This is a genomic window from Actinoplanes sp. CA-142083 (genome assembly GCF_050942195.1).
In the GTDB taxonomy this organism is placed as follows: domain Bacteria; phylum Actinomycetota; class Actinomycetes; order Mycobacteriales; family Micromonosporaceae; genus Actinoplanes.
This window is the reverse complement of record NZ_CP192076.1, coordinates 5,460,107-5,476,512: the sequence shown is the minus strand read 5'-3', so window position 1 is coordinate 5,476,512 and position 16,406 is coordinate 5,460,107. Positions and strand designations below refer to the sequence as shown.

The window sequence follows — 16,406 nt, the reverse complement described above, 5'->3', positions numbered from 1 at the left end:
GAGCGGGAGATCATAATGCCGGCGCATACATTTTCAGGCCGGCTTGCCGTCCTCGAACAGCCCGCCGGTCGGGCCACCGGCGGGCAGCGTGGCCGCCCAGGCCACCCAGCGCGCGCTCTCCTCGGTCGGCCGCCCGTCGTTCTCGTCGCCCAGCTCCGGGTGGCTGGCGAACTGACCAGGGTCCACCGAGTTGACCAGGATCCCGGTGTCGCGCAGCTCAACGGCCAGCGAGGCGGTCAGGGCATCGGCGGTGAACTTGGCCATCGAATACCCCGGCGCGCCGACCGGCCGCGGGAGCCCGGCGCCCGCCCGCACCTGCACGGCCGCGCCGCTGGAGACGGTGACCACCCGGGCCGCGGGCGCCGCCTTCAACAGCGGCAGGCAGGCCTGGGTGAGCGCCCACGGCCCGAAGACACACACCTCGAAGGCGGCCCGCACGCCGTCGAGATCGGCCCCCAACAGGCTGAACGTGTCCCAGTCGGGCATCAGCGAGGCGTTGTGCACCAGCGCGTCGAGCCGCCCGAACTCGTCACCGAGCCACGCCGCCGCCGCGGCGATCGTCGCGGGCTCGCTCAGATCGACGCGCACCGCCGTGGCGGCCAGCCCGTCGGCCGAAAGCTCCTCGGCCCGCTGCCTGGTCCGGCCGAGGTCGCGGCCGGCCAGCACGGCATGGAAACCGTTGGTCGCGAGCTCGCGGGCGACCGCGACCCCGAGACCGTGGGGCCGGCTCGCCCCCGTGACGAGGGCGATCTTGCTGGTGGTCATGGAACACATTGTGATGGCCGGTGGATCACGTCTCCCGCCCGGGCCGCTCGCCGGCCCGGGCCCGCAGCCCCAGGTCGCTGACCTCGCCCAGGTGCCGCAGCTTGTCGGGATTGGCGATCGAGTGGATCGTCCGGATCCGCCCGTCGGCGAGGCCGAGCCCGAGGACGCCGACGAGCCGGTCCCGCGCGTCGTACGCCATCGCGCCCGGCTCGCCGTTCACCTCGGCCGGCTCGAGGCGGACGCCGAAGCGCGCCATCGCCGTCATCCCGGCCGCGATGGTCCGCGCCACCCGCTCGCGGCCGGTGACCGGCCGGCCCAGCGCCGGCACCTTGCCGCCGCCGTCGGCGTGCAACGCCACATCCTGCGCCAGCAGCGCCTCCAGCGTCCGCAGGTCACCCTGCCCGGCGGCCGCGAAGAAGCTGCGCGCCAGCTCCTCCCGATGCTCCCGGGAGGCGTGATAGCGCGGCCGGCGGTCCCGCAGGCGGGTGCGTGCCCGGGCGACGAGGTGCCGCGCGCTGTCCACGTCGGTGCCGACGAACTCGGCGACCTCCCGGTACGGGTAGTCGAACACCTCGCGCAGCAGGAACGCGGCCCGCTGCCGCGGCGAGAGGCTCTCCAGCAGCACCAGGAACGCCAGCGACAGCGAGTCGGCGAGCTCGGCCCGCTCGGCCGGCGTCGGGCCGGTGACCAGCGGCTCGGGCAGCCACTCGCCGACGTACCGTTCCCGGCGCGCCCGCGCCGAGCGCAACTGGTCGATCGCCAGCCGGGTCACGAGCGTGGCGACGTACGCCCGCGGCGAGGCGATCGGCTCGCCGCCGCGCAGCGTCTGATGCATGCGCAGGAACGCCTCCTGCACCACGTCCTCGGCCTCGCCGACGCTGCCGAGCATCCGGTAGGCGATCGCGAACGCCCGGCCCCGCAACTCCCCGTACTGCTCCGAGACGATCATCCGGCCGACTATCGCAAGCCCTCGGCGAAACCGGTGCGCCAGCTCGGGTACCGCGGCGTCCAGCCCAGCTCGCGTTTGGCCTTCTCGCTCGAGATCCCACGCGCCCGGGTCATCATGTCGACCGGCCCGCCGCCCGCCACCAGGCGAACCAGCCAGGCCGGCAGCCGCCGCGGCGGCTTCGCGCCGAGCGCCCGCGCCAGCTCCGGCAACCAGACCCGCACCGGCGCCGGTTCGTCGTCGGCGACGTGGTAGATCCCGGCCCGGCCGCGCTCGGCGACCGCGACCGTGGCCGACACCGCGTCGTCGATGTGCACCAGCGACCACACCCCATCACCGCCGCCGACGATCGGGAACTTCCGGTCACGGATCAGCCGGGCCATGACGCCGTCCGGCGCGTCCTCCATGCCGGTCCCGGGCCCGTAGAAGCCACCGTAGCGGACCGCGATGCCCTCGGCCCAGGTCGCGCCGGTCACCGCGCTCTCCAGGTGGCGCAGCGCGGCCACCCCCTCCACCGCGTTCGCCGGCGGGTCGGGTTCGATCCCGCAGCTCTCGTCCGCGACCGCCATGCTGGTCCGTTCCATCCAGGAGCCGTTGCTCTGCGCCACGAACCGCCGCACGCCGGCGGCACGCGCGGCCGCCAGCAGGTGATCCGTGCCCTCGGTGCGCAGCCGGTTGGTGGCGGCCGCCATCCGCTTCACATGCCGGAAGTCGGGCGGCCCGGAGAGTGCGGTCAGCTGGTGGACGATCACCTCAGGTTCCGCCTTGGCCACGGCGTCGGCGACCGCTTCGGGATCGAGCGCGTCGACCACCACCGCCTCGGCCCCGAGCGCGCGCAGCGCATCCACTTTGGCGGCCGACCGAGTCGTGCCGACTACTTCATGCCCACGCGCGACAAGCTGCACGACGAGCGGCCGCCCGATCGCCCCGGACGCGCCCGCGATGAAGATCTTCATGACGTCTCCGTTCGTTGATGCCCTCCCACGAAGACGAGATGGCCTGGCTGTCCATGAACGGCAGTTACCCAGCTCACACCTCTACCGCCCGCCGCCCGCGCGTCGTTGATCCGACGGCTGCGCCGCTCGCGCGGACGGACAATGCCTGACATGGCAGCGCCCGCGCCGGAGCCGCAGCCGACCACGGAGACGACCGTGGCCCGGCTCCTCGCGGACATCGGCGTGGTGGTCGGCGCGGCCACCGCGGTCCTGTACTACTTCGGCTGGGTTCGCACCCGCTTCCAGGCGCGCGAGCTGGGATTCGACGTCTCGGCGCTGAACCTGACGACCGCCGACTACCTGCTGAAGAGCCTCAACGTCCTCTTCCTGCCCCTCATCCTTCTGGTGATCGGCGTCCTGGCCGGGGTGCAGGCCCATCGACGGTTCGTCGCGCCGCGGTTGGCGCCCGGCCGGTCGGCACGTGCCCTGCGAGCGGCGCGCGGCCTCAGCCTGGCCTGGATCCCGCTGGCGCTTGCCGGGCTCGGGCTGCTCTTCTCCCCGCTCAACGGCTACGTGATCCCGCTGACGCTGACCCTTGCGGTGCTGCTCGCCGGGTACAGCCGGGTGATCCGCCGGGCCGTCACGGGCGTCGACCCCTGGCCGCCGGCCGTGCGGATCGCCGTGGCCGCGCTGCTCACCCTGGCGGTCTTCTGGAGCACGGAACGGGTCGCCCGCACGATGGGAACGGCCTTCGGCGCCGACTTCGCGGCCGACCCGGGCCAGCTGCCTGCCGTCGTGGTGTACAGCGACGAGGATCTGCGGCTGGATGGCGACGGCGTCGCGACCACCCGGATGCCGGGGACTGACGCGGCCTACCAGTTCCGCTACGCCGGCCTGTTCCTGTTGGAACGCTCGGGTGACCGGTACTTCTTCATCACTGTTCATCCCGGCCGAGTGGTGATTCTCCGAGAGACCGACAGCGTCCGGATGGAGTTCGTGAAGACCGACGGAGGTGATGGCCGATGACGCCGTCACGATGGATCATTCTCACTCTGGTGGCCGCAGCCAGCCTCAGCGCCTGCAACCGAGCGCAGCCTCCCACGAGTTCGCCGGCTTCGGCGCCGTCCCTCAACGCTCCGGCCCAGTCCGCACCGTCATCCCGCCGCACGGACCCGGCTCCCTGGTCGTCTCGCCGGGAACCGGCCAGGTCCAGCGCAAGCCAAGATCGGACCGGCGCGACCTCGCCCAAGGAGAGACACACGTCGCGATTCGTGCGCTGGCTCCAGAAGTTCGCGCCCACCGGCGGGAACGGGAGCACCGTCGAGGCCGCCTACGTCGCCTTCATGCACGGGGATTGCTGGACCACACTCGAGCTGTCCCGCGTGTCCCAGGCTGTCGATGGAGCCGAGCCGATGCAGGAACCCCTGCGCAGCACGTACGAGGGAGCGGCGTTGGCCTGCCTGGCCGCTCTGCACGGCCGAGCCGATCTGTGGGAGTTGGCGGAGAAGCGTCACGACCGGGTGACGCCTTCCGCCCTGGATTGCTGGGATCGCTCGGTTTACACCATCTTGCATGAGTTGGTCGACGTCCACCGGGAAAACCCTGACGCGATCTTCGCGCTTGCGACGGGCACGGCCTCGGCCTGCCCGGAGCTCGAGCCCTTCGTGTTCCCGGGGCACGGGCCACTCGCCGGCGGATACACGGTCGAGATCCGCGGCCGGAACCTGCCGATGGAGCTGGAGCTGCTCTGGAACTTCGACCGGACAGTGACCGCCACCCGTAAGGACACGGACAGCCCGATGTTGCTGGTGGTGCCTGCCGCCCGGCCGGATGACAAGGACGTACTGATCAAGATTTCCGGCGCGCCACGGATCGAGGCGATCTACACCGGCTTCACCTACGACGACAAGTAGCGCCTGGCGCGGCTTGCGACGGTCGACAACACTGCAGGCGGGTCGCTTGTGGAGTGTCTGGGGGATGGCCGTGATCGGACGCCGGCTTCGGCGGAGGCTGACGACGCCGGAGCTGTATCGGCTGGTCGTGGTGGGGCTTGTCGTGATCGGCGTGGCCGCCGGCCTGGCCGGGATCGCGGCCGAACGGCGGCGATCCTCCTTGCTGGCGGACATCGGCGGGGTGAGCGGGCCGCTCAGCGTGGGCGCGCAGGATCTCTACCGCTCGCTGTCGGACGCGGACGCTGCGGCGGCCAACGCGTTCCTGGCGGGCGGGACCGAGCCGGCCAAGCCGCGGCAGCGGTATCTCGACGACATCGCGGTGGCCTCGGCGGCGCTGTCGGTCGCGCTGCGCGGGGCGAACGCGGGAGACACGGCGCTCTTGCGAGTGGTGGCGGATCGGCTGCCGGTCTACACGGGGCTGGTGGAGACGGCGCGGTCGTACAACCGGATCGGGGTGCCGCTCGGCGGGGCGTATCTGCAGGAGGCCTCGGCGCTGATGCGGCAGACGCTGCTGCCGGCGGCGCGCGAATTGTTCGAGTCGGCGCAGCGGCGGCTGATGGCGGCGCAGCGGGACGCGGCGGGGCTGCCCTGGGTGGGGCTGGTCCTGGGGCTGGTGACGGTGGGGTGCCTGGTGGGGGCGCAGGTGATGCTGCGGCGCCGCACCAACCGGATGTTCAATACCGGACTGCTCGTGGCCACCGGGATCGCGGTGCTCGCCCTGGTGTGGTCGGCGGGGGCGATAGGGCTGGCGGGGCAGCGGGTCGAGCAAGGACAGCGCGAAGGGTCAGCCGTGGTCGGGGAGCTGGCGCCGGCGCGGCGGGCGGCGTTGCAGGCGCGGGCTGACGAGGCCCTCGCGTTGATCGCGCGCGGGGGCGGCGCGGCGTTCGAGGCCGACTTCGGGGAGCAGACGAAGGGGCTGCCGGACGCGGGACGGTGGCGGGCGGAGCACGCGCGGGTCCGGGAGCTCGACGATGGCGGCGAGCACGAGACGGCGGTGGCGCTGGCGGCCGGGTCGACGGCGTTCGCGGAGGTGGACGCCGCGATCGGGCGAGGGCTCGAGGCAGCGAACGCGCGGGTGAGCGAGCAGGCCTCAGATGCGCGCGCGGCACTGACGGGGCTGTGGGTGGGGCTGGTGCTGTTGACCGGCGGGCTGGTGGCGGCGGTCGTGCTGGGGTTCCGGCCGCGGATCGGGGAGTACCGATGAGGGCTCGTCTGGCAGCGGCGGCGGCACTGATGCTGGTCCTCGCAGGATGCGCGGGGACCGGGGAGGCGCCGGGCGCGGTGGTGGCCAGCGGCGCGGTGCCGCTGCCGCTGAACGTGCAGGACCCGGCGGCGGTCCCGAGCGCGGCGCCGACGCCGAAATGCGATCCGCGCGCGAGCCTGCCGCCGTCGGCGCAGGTCGGCCCGACGGTCGCGTGGATCAAGAAGCGCGGGCGGCTGATCGTGGGGATCGACCAGAACGCGTACCTGTTCGGGTTCCGCGATCCGAACACGGGTGAGCTGGCCGGCTTCGAGATCGACATGGCGCGGGCGGTGGCGCGGGCGATCTTCGGGGATCCGGAAGCGGTGCAGTTCCGGGCGATCACCACGGCCGACCGGGTCCCGGTGCTGCAGCGGCACGAGGTGGATCTGGTGATCCGGACCATGACGATGACCTGCGAGCGGTGGCAGCAGGTGTCGTTCTCGACCGAATACCTGCACTCGGTGCAGAAGCTGCTCGTGCGCAAGGGCGAGAAGATCCGCTCGTTCGCCCAGCTCGGCGGGCGCAAGGTCTGCGCGACCAGGGGCAGCACCAGCATCCGTACGATCGCCGCGCAGCCCTCGAAGCCGGTGCCGGTCAGCACCGACAGCACCCTCGACTGCCTGGTGATGTTGCAGCAGCGGCAGGTCGACGCGGTCTCGACGATCGACGTGCTGCTCGCGGGCCTGGCCGCGCAGGACCCGGGCACCGAGGTGGTCGGGCCGGCCGTCTCGAACGAGCCGGCCGGCATCGGGATCGCCCGGGAACAGCCCGACCTGGTGCGCTTCGTCAACAGCGCGCTCGAGCGGATCCGGGCGGACGGCACCTGGCAGCGCAGCTACGACCGCTGGCTCGCGCCGCGCCTGGGACCGGCCGGTCCGCCCGCCGCCGTCTATCGGGACTAACCTGTCTGCGTGCTGCGCTACGAGCAGGTCAAGTCCGAGGCGGCGCTGCGGGACTGGCGGGAGATCCACAACCTGATCATCCCGACCGCGCCGCTGTCGGCCGAGGAGGTCGAGGAGCGGGCCGTCCGCAACCACCTCGAGGTGGCGTACCTCGGCGAGGTGGCGGTGGGCAACTCGACGGTCCGGCCGCCGTCCGAGGGGACGAGCGTGGTGATCGCCCGGGTGCTCCCGGAGTACCGGCGGCGCGGCTTCGGCGAGCAGCTCTACCGGCGGGCGGTCGAGCACGCGACGGCGTGGGGCGCGACGACGATCGAGACCATCGTGCTCGAGTCCAACGACGACGGGCTGCGGTTCGCGCTGCGGCACGGCTTCGTGGAGATCGAAAGGTACCTGCTGCCCGGGGACACTGTGCCGTTCATCGAGCTGCGCCGGGAACCCGATCCAGCGTGATGCCGAAACTTTCCCGGTAAGCGGCGAGCAGCGCGTCGTCCGTCGGCAGTGCTTCCTCCGTACGCGAATCGCCCTTGGTCCTGATGAATTTGCGGCCGCTGATGGTGAGCCGGGCGTCGCCGTCGAGGCGGGTGCAGATGGTGTTCCGGGTGAAATGCGAGTCCGGGGACGTTTGCTGCCACCAGCACGTCGGCACGAAGTCCGACAGGTCCCGCTTTTTCGTCTCGATGCGGTAGGAGAGGCGCCCGTCCTTGAGGACGTCGACGTCGCCTTCCGGCGACGGCTTGATCGTGAAGAGGCCGCCGGGGTCCGGTTGCGGTTCGCGCGTCTCAAAATTCAGCGGGTACGTGCTGTGCGCGCCGAAACCTACGTCGACGAGCCACTGACCGTCGACGAGCAGGGTCAGGTGATCGAAGGGCGGGCCCAGGTGATCGCCGCCGTTGACGCGGCAGGCCAGGCGGGTGACGTCGTGGCCCAGTTGCTCGAGGACCAGGGCGAACGCGCCGTTGAGCTCATAGCAGAAACCACCGCGCCGATTTTCCACGATCTTTCGCGAAAGGTCGTCCGGCTCGAGGCTGATGCGTTCGCCGAGGTGGATGCTCAGGTTCTCGAACGGGATCGTCTCCTGGTGGAGACGGTGCAGGTCGCGCAGGCCGGTCGTGCGGTCCGCGCCGATACGCTCCAGATAGGCGTCGACGTTCATGGGGTTAGCGTCGGACCTGAACCGGGGTTGAGGTCAAGGGATCGGGGGGAATCATGGCCGGCATGACTGTGTGGCCGGGGAATCCGTATCCGCTCGGCGCCACCTACGACGGTGGCGGCACGAATTTCGCTGTCTTCTCCGAGGTGGCCGAGCGGGTCGAGCTGTGCCTGTTCGACGACGACGGGAACGAGACGAGGGTCGATCTGCCCGAGCGGGAGGCCCTGGTGTGGCACGGTTACCTGCCACGCATCGTGCCGGGGCAGCGGTACGGCTACCGGGTGCACGGGCCCTACGACCCGCACAACGGGCTGCGCTGCAACCCCTCGAAACTGCTGCTCGACCCGTACGCGAAAGCCATCGACGGCCGGAACGTCTGGAGCGAGGCCCTCTTCGCCTACCGTTTCGGCGACCCGCTGTCGCGCAACGACGCCGATTCGGGGCCGTTCGCGCAGAAGTCCGTGGTGGTGAACCCGTTCTTCGACTGGGCCAACGACCGGCCGCTGCGCATCCCGATGTGGGAGACGGTGATCTACGAGACGCACGTCAAAGGCATCACCATGCGGCACCCGGGGATCCCTGAAGACGTCCGGGGCACGTACTCGGGGCTGGCACACCCGGTGATGATCAAGCATTTCCAGGAGCTCGGGGTCACCGCGGTCGAGCTGATGCCGGTCCACCAGTTCGTGCACGACTCGGTGCTGCTCGACCGCGGGCTCACCAACTACTGGGGCTACAACACCATCGGCTTCTTCGCGCCGCACAACGACTACGCCTCGTTCGGCGGGCACGGCGGGCAGGTGCAGGAGTTCAAGACCATGGTGAAATCCCTGCACCAGGCCGGCATCGAGGTCATCCTCGACGTCGTCTACAACCACACGGCGGAAGGCAACCACCTCGGGCCGACACTTTCGTTCCGCGGCATCGACAATCCCGCCTACTACCGGCTGGTCGACGCCGACAAGCAGTACTACTACGACACGACGGGCACCGGGAACAGCCTGAACGTGCGCCACCACGAGTCGCTGCGGCTCATCATGGACTCGCTGCGGTACTGGGTGACCGAGATGCACGTGGACGGATTCCGCTTCGACCTGGCCGCCGCGCTGGCCCGCGAGTTCCACGAGGTCGACCGGCTGGCGGCCTTCTTCGACCTGGTCAACCAGGATCCGGTGGTGTCGCAGGTCAAGCTGATCGCCGAGCCGTGGGACGTCGGCGACGGCGGGTACCAGGTCGGCGGCTTCCCGCCGCTGTGGACCGAATGGAACGGCAAATACCGCGATTCCGTACGCGATTTCTGGCGCGGCGAACCGGCCAGCCTCGGCGAGTTCGCGTCCCGCTTCACCGGCAGCTCCGACCTGTACGAGGACGACGGCCGCCGCCCGGTCGCGTCGATCAACTTCGTGACGGCCCACGACGGGTTCACCCTCGAGGACCTGGTCTCGTACAACGAGAAGCACAACGACGCCAACGGCGAGCAGAACCGCGACGGCGAGTCGTACAACCGTTCCTGGAACTGCGGGGTCGAGGGCCCGACCGAGGACCCCGACATCGTGGCGCTGCGCGAAAGGCAGAAGCGAAACTTCCTGGCCACGCTCCTGCTGTCCCAGGGCGTGCCGATGATCGCGCACGGCGACGAGCTGGGCCGCACCCAGGGCGGCAACAACAACGTCTACTGCCAGGACAACGAGATCAGCTGGGTCGACTGGCCCGCCGCCCGCGAGGCCGACGTGCTGACCGGTTTCGTGCGCCGCCTGACCAGGCTGCGCGCCGACCACCCGATCTTCCGGCGCCGCCGCTTCTTCACCGGCGACCTGGTCGGCGAGACGAAGGTGCCCGACATAGCCTGGCTGCGCCGCGACGGCGAGCCGATGACCGAGGCCGACTGGAACACGCAGAGCGGCATGACGATGACGGTCTTCCTGAACGGCCACGGCATCCCCGAGCGGGACGCCCTCGGCGAGGCGATCGCCGACGACTCGTTCCTGCTGCTGTTCAACCCCCTCGGCGACCCGGTGTCGTTCACGCTGCCGCCCAAGGAGTTCGGGCGCACCTGGGAGGTCGTCGTGAACACGGCGGACCCGCTGCTGGCCCAGCGCAGGAAGACGGCCCGGGCCGGCGGGCAGGTCCAGGTGCCGGGGCACACGCTCGAGGTGCTGCGCTGCCGCTACTGACCCGACCCGGGGGGTGTGCGTGGCGACGGCCGCTCTCGGCATCGCCGTCGCTGTGCTCGGGGTGGCGTGGCTGCGGGGTTCGGTAGTGTTGGCGATGCCGGCAACTTCCGGCAATCCACGACGCTAGGCAGATGCCACGGAACCCAAGCCCGAGTCCGAGGTGTCGCCTTTCCGGTGGTCATTCCGGGTTGTAGTTCCTCGTCCTCGATCGCGGCTTCATCGGCCGAAGTCGTGAGCTGATGAACCACGAGTCGCGAGCGGCGACCTGCGAACGCCTCTCTCAACGCCCGAACCGCGCGGCCTTTCCGAGAGAACAAACCCGCTCGATCGACGTGGACGACAACCGCATCGTGGCGATCAACGAGATCCGAAATACTCTCCACCTGAACGGTGTCACACCAAGCTCCCACATTTCGCCCAAACCAGTCCGGGAGCTCACATGGACCGGACACGGCATCCCAAAAGTCGTCGAGCGTTTCGATCTGCCTGCCGCGCAAGTCGACGATGAGATCCTCAGCCACGCCACCGCCTCAATTGCCTGTGGGTTGCGGGCCGCCGCGCCCGCACGGGGGCGTTGCCCTCTCGGCGTTCCGGAACGATGGATTCATGACCACGCGCGCGGCTCCGGCACTCATCGCCGTACTCCTGAACGGCGACGCCCGGGAGGACGAGCGGGACGACGCCGCCATGGACCTCGCGGGCTTCGACGACCCGGAAGTGCACATGGCGCCGGCCCGGGCCGGGACCGATCCGGGCGGGAGCGAGATGGTGGCAGCGTCCGCCGGAGAGTCACTCGCGGAGCGGTCGATCGCGCGGTGTTCCAAGGGCTCGTGCCGGCAGCCCGCGCGGAGGCGGCCGCCGTTAAGTTGCCTCAGCCGAGGAGCTGAGGCAGCTTCTCGAACAGCTGCTGCGTGTACGTCACCATCTCGTGCAGCATCCAGTTGCCCGAGAACAGCAGCGCCGCCCCCACCGCCCCGGCCTTCGGGACGAACGACAGCGTCGCCTCCTGGATCTGGGTGACCGACTGGAACAGGGAGATCGCGAAGCCCACCGCCAGCGCCGTCAGCAGCACGGGCGCGGCCATCTTGGCGGCGATGGTCATGGCCTGCAGGCCCAGCTCGACGATCATCGTGTCGGTCATGCCCTCCCGTTCGGCCCGGTGGGGGTGGCCCGGAGTGCAGAACGGTTGCATCGGCCGGGAATTCTCAGGTCGACAGCACGGTGAATTTCGGCGGCAGCTCGGCGCGGCCGGTCAGCGCCCGCAGCAGCGCGTCGCCCTCGCCGAGGGCGACGGCCAGGCGCGTGGCCAGCATGGTCGCGTCGGCGACGGCTTCGAGGGCCAGATTGTGGGGTACGCCCGCGGCGGCGGCCGCGTCCAGGCCGTGCACGACCAGCTCGAAGGTGCGGGTGGGCAGCCAGTCGCGCACGCGCATGCCCCCGGCGGGGGTGGTCACGATGTCGTCGTCGGCCGCCGCGGCGAGGGCGTGGGTTGCCCGGGCGGCCATCTGCCCCACCAGCGCGGCCGGGTCGTCGCCGAGCTCGGCGGCGGTGGCGCGGGCGTCGTCGTCCGAGGCGGCCACGGCGGCCTCCAGCACCGGGCCGGGCACGCCCCGGCCGTACGCGAAATATCCCTCGGCGGTGGCCACCTCCACCATCGTCGCGGGCGCGCCGAGCACGTCGGCCACCTGCCGCAGCGCCGAGCTCGCCGTGTGCCCGACCAGCTCGCGCAGCGTCCAGTCGCCGAGGCCGGGGGAGTCCCAGCGGTCGGCGGGGATGCGGGCGACGATGTCGGCGTACGCGACGGCGGCCGATCGATAGGTGCGGCGGTAGTCCATGCCGCCACCCTGCCACGCCCGCGCTCAAGGCCGGTAGGGCCGCCGTTCCTCGGGCGGTTCTTCCTCCTCGGGGTCGGAGGCGCGGTGCCGGCCCCCGGCGGCCGGGCGCGGATACGACTCGAGGTAGGCGGGCCGCCGCAGCCGGCTGCTCGTCTCCTGGGCGGCCGAGGTGTCATGCCCGGCGGGGCGCCCCGGGTTCGTGCCCCATTCCGGCCGGTCGCGATCCACCCCTTCCCAGCTGGGCGGGGCGGGGGCGGCGCGAGGCAGGCCCGACGGCAGCGGCTGGTAGGTCGTCCGCTGGGGTGGTTCCGGTTCGGTTTCCGGGGCGGCCCCGAGCGGCGGCGGGGGAGCGGGGAAGGGCGTCAGCGGCGTGGCCGCGGGCGGCGCCACGTACATCTGCGGAATCAAGCCGGCGGCGAGCCGCCTGCGCCGGCCCCGCCGCTCCCGGAACACCAGCGCCACCAGCGGCACCAGCGCCAGGAACACCAGCCAATAGGGCCGCTTCAGGTCGAAGACGGTGATGGCGAGATAGCCCGTGCCGCCGAGGAAGCCGGCCCCGAACAGCCCATCGAGAACCCGCGCGTACGCCCGCTGGTCGAATCCGAGGACGGCCATCGTCAGCAGCCCGAGCCCGCAGAGCGCGAGCAGGCCGAGGAAGGCGTCCGACATAGCTCCACTCTCGGCCGGAAACCGTGCAAATGGAGCGCGAATGACAGAATGACCGGGTGGCTGATCTGGAACGGTTCGTGGCGGCGCAGGACGGCGTGTACGAGCGCGCGCTCGCCGAGATCGTCGCGGGGGACAAGCGCTCGCACTGGATGTGGTTCATCTTCCCGCAGATCGCCGGCCTGGGCCGGAGCGCGACGGCCGAGCGTTACGCGATCAGCGGCCGCGAGGAGGCCGTCGCCTACCTCGCCCATCCCGTCCTCGGGCCGCGGCTGAAACAGTGCACGGAGTCTGTTCTGTCGCACCGGACGCAGTTCTTCCCGTTCCCCGACGACCTCAAGCTCCGCTCGTGCATGACCCTGTTCGCCCAGGTGGCCGACGATCCGGCGCCGTTCCGGGCGGTGATCGCCCGCTTCTACGACGGTGACGACCAGCGCACTCTGGACCTTCTGGACAAATCCAACCAAGCCGGGTGATACGGTCATCCGCGTGCCGGGTATCGACATCCCCAGAATGGGCCTGCCGGACCGACTCGCCGCGCGGCTGAGCATGGCCGAGCAGCACGAGTTGCTGATCAGCCGCCGTACGCTGATAACCGGTGCCGCCGCCGCGGCCGCCTCGATGGCGATCGGCAGCCCGGCCGCCGCCTTCCTGCGGCGGTCCCCGGTCCCGCCCGGGCGGATGGTCGTTCCGTTCGGCCGGCATCTCGCGTGGGGCGCCAACCCGCGCACCCGCGTGAACGTCGCCTGGCAGGTCCCGCACCGCGTCACGCGGCCGTTCCTGCGGGTCGGCGACTCGCCCGACACGCTCGGCGACAAGATCGACGCCGACATCCGCGCGCTGCACTCGGAGCTCGACGACGTCATCGCGCCGACGAACCAGTACTACGTGCATGCCACCGCGGGAAACTTGCGGCCCGGCAAGACGTACTACTATGCGGTCGGTCACCACGGCTACGACCCCACCGACCTCACCGACTTCGGGCGCATCGACTCGTTCACCACCGCGCCGAGCCGCCGCACGCTCGCCGAGCCGTTCACCTTCACCGCCTTCGGCGACCAGGGCGTCAGCTCGCACGCCCTCGGCAACGACGGCATGCTGATCGCCCAGCGGCCCGCCTTCCACCTGCACGCCGGCGACCTCTGCTACGCCGACGCCAGCGGCAAGGGCCAGAAGGACGACCTGTACAACCCGCGCACCTGGGACCAGTTCCTCGCCCAGAACGAGCCGGTCGCGTCGGCCGTCCCGTGGATGGCCTGCATGGGGAACCACGACATGGAGGCGATCTACTCGCACGACGGGTACGGCGGGCAGCGCTCCCGGTGGGCCTTTCCCGAGAACGGCCCGGAGAAGGCCACCGGCGTCTACTCCTTCATCTACGGCAATGTCGGCGTGGTCGCGCTCGACGCCAACGACGTCATCTTCGAGCTGTCCGGCAACCGCGGCTACACCGGCGGCGCCCAGACGGCATGGCTCGACCAGCGGCTGCGGTTCCTGCGCGAGCAACCCGACGTGGACTTCGTCGTCGTGTTCTTCCACCACTGCGCCTACTCGACGACGCCCGCCCACGCCTCCGACGGCGGGGTGCGCAACCAGTGGGTGCCGCTGTTCGACAAGCATGAGGTCGATCTCGTGATCAACGGCCACAATCACGTGTACGAGCGGGCCGACGTGCTCAAGGGCGGCGTCGCGAAGAGGACCCCGATCGGCGACACCGTCCACCCCGAGCGCGACGGCACGGTCTACGTCACCGCCGGCGCGGGCGGCCGCGGCCTGTACGAGTTCGACGCCCCCGACTCGTACGCCGGCCACCTGCGCGAGGTCGACGAGGTGAAGTCGTACGTCTGGGCGCACGGCCGCGAGCGGGTCCCGGAGAAGGTCACCTGGTCCCGCGTCCGCTACACCGGCTACTCGTTCCTCGCGGTCGACGTCGAGCCCGCCGACGAGGGCCACACCACCACGATGACGATGCGCGGCGTGACCGAGGACGGCGACGAGATCGACCGCGTCGTCATAGCCCGCAAGGCCGGCGGCGGCTCACGCCTGACCCTCAGCGACGAGGTTGCCTAGAAACCCGTGTAATTTGAGACATATCAAGTCGTGTGCATTGCTAACTAAGTTCAGGCCGCGTTCACCGTTCGCACCGGTAAAGGTCCCGATCGCGGGTCGAGTATGCGGGCATGGACATCCCACGCATGGGCCTGCCCGACCATCTCACCGCCCGGTTGAGCATGGCGGAGCAGCACGAACTCCTCACCCGCGGCCGGGGCCACCGGCGCCGCACGGTGCTCGCGACGGGCGCCGGGGTCGCCGCCGCGCTCGCGGTCGGTGCGCCCGCGAACGCCGCGTCGGCCGTGGTGTGGCAGCAGCCCGCCAAGGTTCCCGGCAAGCTGGTCGTCCCCTTCGGACGCCACCTGATGTGGGGCCCCAACCCCCGCGAGCAGGTCCGCGTCGGCTGGCAGGTGCCGCACAACGTCACCAAGCCGTTCGTGCGTCTCGGCGACTCCCCGTGGAACCTCGGCCACAAGATCCCCGCCGAGATCCGCCACCTGCACTCCGAGGTCCCCAAGGCGATCGCCCCGGTGGACCAGTACTACGTGCACGCCGCGATCGACGACCTGCTGCCCGGCAAGACGTACTTCTACGCGGTCGGCCACGACGGCTTCGACCCCGCCGACCTGTCCACTTTCGGTCGCGTCGACTCGTTCACCACCGCGCCCAGCCGCCGCCGTGTCGCCGGCCGGTTCACCTTCACCGCCTTCGGCGACCAGGGCGTCAGCTACCACGCCTTGAGCAACGACGGCCAGATCGCCGCCCAGAACCCGGTGTTCCACCTGCACGCCGGCGACCTCTGCTACGCCGACTCCAGCGGCTCCGGCTCCCCGGTCAGCGCCGACGGCTCCAACGGCACCGACGTCTACGACCCGCGCACCTGGGACCAGTTCCTCGCGCAGACCGAGCCGATCGCCGCGAGCGTCCCGTGGATGGCCGGCCTCGGCAACCACGACATGGAGGCGCTGTATTCGCCGAACGGCTACGGCGGTCAGCTCGCCCGCTGGGATTTTCCCGAGAACGGCCCCACCCATTCCGAGGGCGTCTACTCCTTCATCTACGGCAATGTCGGCGTCATCTCGCTCGACCCGAACGACGTCTCTTTCGAGATTCCCGCCAACTTCGGTTACACCGGCGGCGCCCAGACCAAATGGCTCGACCAGCGCCTGAAATTCCTGCGCGCCCAGTCCGACGTCGACTTCATCGTGGTCTTCTTCCACCACTGCGCCTATTCGACGACGGTTGCCCACGCTTCCGAGGGTGGCGTCCGCAACCAGTGGGTCCCGCTTTTCGACAAGTACAAGGTGGATCTGGTCATCAACGGCCACAACCACATCTACGAGCGGGCCGATGTGCTGCGCGGCGGCGTCTCCAAGAAGACCCCCATCGGGTCGACCGTCCATTCCGACACGGACGGCACCACCTATGTCACCGCGGGCGCGGCCGGTCGCAGCCTCTACAATTTCGCCGTTCCCGACTCGTACGCGGGCCATGTCAACGACGTCGACGAGGTCCCCTCCTACGTCTGGGCTTCCGGCGGCGTCAAGGTGACCGAAAACGTTACCTGGTCGCGCGTTCGCTACACCGGTTATTCATTCCTTGCCGTCGATGTTCTTCCGGCCGACGAGGGCCGCACGACCAGTCTCACTCTGCGCGCGCTCACCGAGGACGGCACCGAGATCGACCGCGTCGTCATCGCGCGCAAGGCCGGCGGTTCCAACCGTAAGAACCTCAACGACAAAACCGCTTAGATCGTACGGCTGGACGCCTTTCCCGACCGCAGTCG

General features: G+C 70.5%; 17 protein-coding genes. 9 read left to right on the top strand and 8 right to left on the bottom strand.

What is annotated here, in order from left to right; all coding sequences use genetic code 11:
• Window positions 1–33: 33 nt before the first annotated feature.
• The 3 genes from ACQPZX_RS25160 to ACQPZX_RS25150 are packed head-to-tail and all read right to left on the bottom strand — an operon-like array spanning window position 34 to window position 2,667.
• Window positions 34–765 (bottom strand): SDR family NAD(P)-dependent oxidoreductase, encoded by a 732-nt coding sequence (locus ACQPZX_RS25160; RefSeq protein WP_433359549.1) that lies wholly within the window; start codon window positions 763–765, stop codon window positions 34–36.
• Window positions 766–790: 25 nt separating this feature from the next.
• Window positions 791–1,714, bottom strand: a complete 924-nt coding sequence (locus ACQPZX_RS25155) for an RNA polymerase sigma-70 factor (RefSeq protein ID WP_433359546.1) — start codon at window positions 1,712–1,714, stop codon at window positions 791–793.
• An 8-nt stretch (window positions 1,715–1,722) separates the two neighbouring features.
• Window positions 1,723–2,667 (bottom strand): NAD-dependent epimerase/dehydratase family protein, encoded by a 945-nt coding sequence (locus ACQPZX_RS25150; RefSeq protein WP_433359543.1) that lies wholly within the window; start codon window positions 2,665–2,667, stop codon window positions 1,723–1,725.
• A gap of 150 nt (window positions 2,668–2,817) precedes the next feature.
• On the opposite strand from ACQPZX_RS25150, the gene ACQPZX_RS25145 reads away from it, so the two are divergent.
• The 5 genes from ACQPZX_RS25145 to ACQPZX_RS25125 all read left to right on the top strand — a co-directional run bounded on the left by ACQPZX_RS25145 (window position 2,818) and on the right by ACQPZX_RS25125 (window position 7,193).
• The gene (locus ACQPZX_RS25145; protein ID WP_433359540.1) at window positions 2,818–3,672 is read left to right on the top strand and encodes a hypothetical protein; all 855 of its coding nucleotides are present in this window, start codon (window positions 2,818–2,820) and stop codon (window positions 3,670–3,672) included.
• A gap of 356 nt (window positions 3,673–4,028) precedes the next feature.
• Entirely contained in the window at window positions 4,029–4,559 is a 531-nt protein-coding gene (locus tag ACQPZX_RS25140) for a hypothetical protein (protein WP_433359538.1), read from the top strand.
• 64 nt (window positions 4,560–4,623) lie between these two features.
• Complete coding sequence (locus ACQPZX_RS25135) at window positions 4,624–5,802, top strand: hypothetical protein (protein WP_433359535.1); 1,179 nt, start codon at window positions 4,624–4,626, stop codon at window positions 5,800–5,802.
• Complete coding sequence (locus tag ACQPZX_RS25130) at window positions 5,799–6,743, top strand: glutamate ABC transporter substrate-binding protein (RefSeq protein ID WP_433359532.1); 945 nt, start codon at window positions 5,799–5,801, stop codon at window positions 6,741–6,743. The genes ACQPZX_RS25135 and ACQPZX_RS25130 overlap by 4 nt, the downstream gene beginning before the upstream one ends.
• 9 nt (window positions 6,744–6,752) lie before the next feature.
• Window positions 6,753–7,193, top strand: coding sequence for an N-acetyltransferase family protein (locus ACQPZX_RS25125; RefSeq protein WP_433359529.1), 441 nt, complete (start codon window positions 6,753–6,755; stop codon window positions 7,191–7,193).
• On the opposite strand, the gene ACQPZX_RS25120 is transcribed toward ACQPZX_RS25125, so the two are convergent.
• Complete coding sequence (locus ACQPZX_RS25120) at window positions 7,159–7,896, bottom strand: arylamine N-acetyltransferase family protein (RefSeq protein WP_433359526.1); 738 nt, start codon at window positions 7,894–7,896, stop codon at window positions 7,159–7,161. The genes ACQPZX_RS25125 and ACQPZX_RS25120 overlap by 35 nt on opposite strands.
• Window positions 7,897–7,958: 62 nt before the next feature.
• Between ACQPZX_RS25120 and glgX the strand changes: the two genes are divergently transcribed.
• Window positions 7,959–10,067: a glycogen debranching protein GlgX gene (glgX, locus tag ACQPZX_RS25115; RefSeq protein WP_433359523.1), complete on the top strand. Its 2,109-nt coding sequence runs from the start codon at window positions 7,959–7,961 to the stop codon at window positions 10,065–10,067.
• On the opposite strand, the gene ACQPZX_RS25110 is transcribed toward glgX, so the two are convergent.
• The 4 genes from ACQPZX_RS25110 to ACQPZX_RS25095 all read right to left on the bottom strand — a co-directional run bounded on the left by ACQPZX_RS25110 (window position 10,061) and on the right by ACQPZX_RS25095 (window position 12,571).
• Window positions 10,061–10,519: a hypothetical protein gene (locus ACQPZX_RS25110; protein ID WP_433385430.1), complete on the bottom strand. Its 459-nt coding sequence runs from the start codon at window positions 10,517–10,519 to the stop codon at window positions 10,061–10,063. The genes glgX and ACQPZX_RS25110 overlap by 7 nt on opposite strands.
• A gap of 419 nt (window positions 10,520–10,938) precedes the next feature.
• Entirely contained in the window at window positions 10,939–11,208 is a 270-nt protein-coding gene (gene fliQ, locus ACQPZX_RS25105) for a flagellar biosynthesis protein FliQ (RefSeq protein ID WP_433359520.1), read from the bottom strand.
• 64 nt (window positions 11,209–11,272) lie between these two features.
• Window positions 11,273–11,902, bottom strand: a complete 630-nt coding sequence (locus ACQPZX_RS25100; protein ID WP_433359517.1) for a maleylpyruvate isomerase N-terminal domain-containing protein — start codon at window positions 11,900–11,902, stop codon at window positions 11,273–11,275.
• A gap of 24 nt (window positions 11,903–11,926) precedes the next feature.
• Window positions 11,927–12,571: a hypothetical protein gene (locus ACQPZX_RS25095; RefSeq protein WP_433359514.1), complete on the bottom strand. Its 645-nt coding sequence runs from the start codon at window positions 12,569–12,571 to the stop codon at window positions 11,927–11,929.
• Between the two features lie 56 nt (window positions 12,572–12,627).
• Between ACQPZX_RS25095 and ACQPZX_RS25090 the strand changes: the two genes are divergently transcribed.
• From ACQPZX_RS25090 to ACQPZX_RS25080, 3 genes are all read left to right on the top strand, one after another.
• Window positions 12,628–13,044: a DUF1810 domain-containing protein gene (locus ACQPZX_RS25090; protein WP_433359511.1), complete on the top strand. Its 417-nt coding sequence runs from the start codon at window positions 12,628–12,630 to the stop codon at window positions 13,042–13,044.
• Window positions 13,045–13,057: 13 nt separating this feature from the next.
• Window positions 13,058–14,638, top strand: a complete 1,581-nt coding sequence (locus ACQPZX_RS25085) for a purple acid phosphatase family protein (RefSeq protein ID WP_433359508.1) — start codon at window positions 13,058–13,060, stop codon at window positions 14,636–14,638.
• 110 nt (window positions 14,639–14,748) lie between these two features.
• Entirely contained in the window at window positions 14,749–16,371 is a 1,623-nt protein-coding gene (locus tag ACQPZX_RS25080; RefSeq protein ID WP_433359505.1) for a purple acid phosphatase family protein, read from the top strand.
• Window positions 16,372–16,406: the final 35 nt, after the last annotated feature.

Bases quoted from the DNA above. Each gene is read 5' to 3' on its own strand.
- glgX (WP_433359523.1), top strand. From the start codon at position 7,959: ATGACTGTGTGGCCGGGGAATCCGTATCCGCTCGGCGCCACCTACGAC.
- ACQPZX_RS25095 (WP_433359514.1), bottom strand. From the start codon at position 12,571: ATGTCGGACGCCTTCCTCGGCCTGCTCGCGCTCTGCGGGCTCGGGCTG.
- ACQPZX_RS25080 (WP_433359505.1), top strand. From the start codon at position 14,749: ATGGACATCCCACGCATGGGCCTGCCCGACCATCTCACCGCCCGGTTG.
- ACQPZX_RS25120 (WP_433359526.1), bottom strand. From the start codon at position 7,896: ATGAACGTCGACGCCTATCTGGAGCGTATCGGCGCGGACCGCACGACC.
- fliQ (WP_433359520.1), bottom strand. From the start codon at position 11,208: ATGACCGACACGATGATCGTCGAGCTGGGCCTGCAGGCCATGACCATC.
- ACQPZX_RS25155 (WP_433359546.1), bottom strand. From the start codon at position 1,714: ATGATCGTCTCGGAGCAGTACGGGGAGTTGCGGGGCCGGGCGTTCGCG.
- ACQPZX_RS25150 (WP_433359543.1), bottom strand. From the start codon at position 2,667: ATGAAGATCTTCATCGCGGGCGCGTCCGGGGCGATCGGGCGGCCGCTC.
- ACQPZX_RS25100 (WP_433359517.1), bottom strand. From the start codon at position 11,902: ATGGACTACCGCCGCACCTATCGATCGGCCGCCGTCGCGTACGCCGAC.
- ACQPZX_RS25145 (WP_433359540.1), top strand. From the start codon at position 2,818: ATGGCAGCGCCCGCGCCGGAGCCGCAGCCGACCACGGAGACGACCGTG.
- ACQPZX_RS25130 (WP_433359532.1), top strand. From the start codon at position 5,799: ATGAGGGCTCGTCTGGCAGCGGCGGCGGCACTGATGCTGGTCCTCGCA.
- ACQPZX_RS25160 (WP_433359549.1), bottom strand. From the start codon at position 765: ATGACCACCAGCAAGATCGCCCTCGTCACGGGGGCGAGCCGGCCCCAC.
- ACQPZX_RS25135 (WP_433359535.1), top strand. From the start codon at position 4,624: ATGGCCGTGATCGGACGCCGGCTTCGGCGGAGGCTGACGACGCCGGAG.